The following is a 515-nucleotide window of genomic DNA, read 5'->3' on the forward strand; positions in this document are numbered from 1 at the left end:
CGGATATGGTTTTATACTATTTAGACAACTTTAAGTACCAACAAGTGCCCCCTCAACGATTGTTAGACCCCAACATTGCCCCTGACTATGGCAAACTCAAACAAATGTTTGAAGTGGTCAATCTGCAAAAGAACCAAGAAGTATTAGAAAAAGTGCTACAAAATGGCTACATTGATGCCGAACTCATTCCGATATTTAACTTTGAAAAAGGTTTTACCCAAGCCGACTTTATCAACTTTTTAGCTTACTTGGGCAACTTGACCATTGGGGGCGTGGATGAAATTACAGGTAGAGTGCATTTCAAAATTCCTAACAAAGTGATTGAAGAACTATATTGGCAGTATTACGCCGATATCCTAAACCGAATTCCTGAACTACAAAGCCAAAGTGAAGCAATAGACCAAGCCGTGATAAAAATGGCAAAGGATGGGGTGTATCAAGATTTTTTTGTTTTGCTGGAAAAGGTTTTACAGACACTTTCCAATCGGGATTTTAGTAAGTTTAATGAGAAGTAT

1 protein-coding gene is annotated in these 515 nt (G+C 37.9%); it reads left to right on the forward strand.

Going from position 1 to position 515, the window contains the following annotated elements; genetic code table 11:
• Nucleotides 1–515 (forward strand): AAA family ATPase (locus tag NZ519_14165; GenBank protein MCS7029897.1); only part of this gene is annotated, 515 nt, incomplete at both ends.

The sequence above is a fragment of the Bacteroidia bacterium genome (assembly GCA_025056095.1).
GTDB lineage: Bacteria > Bacteroidota > Bacteroidia > JANWVE01 > JANWVE01 > JANWVE01.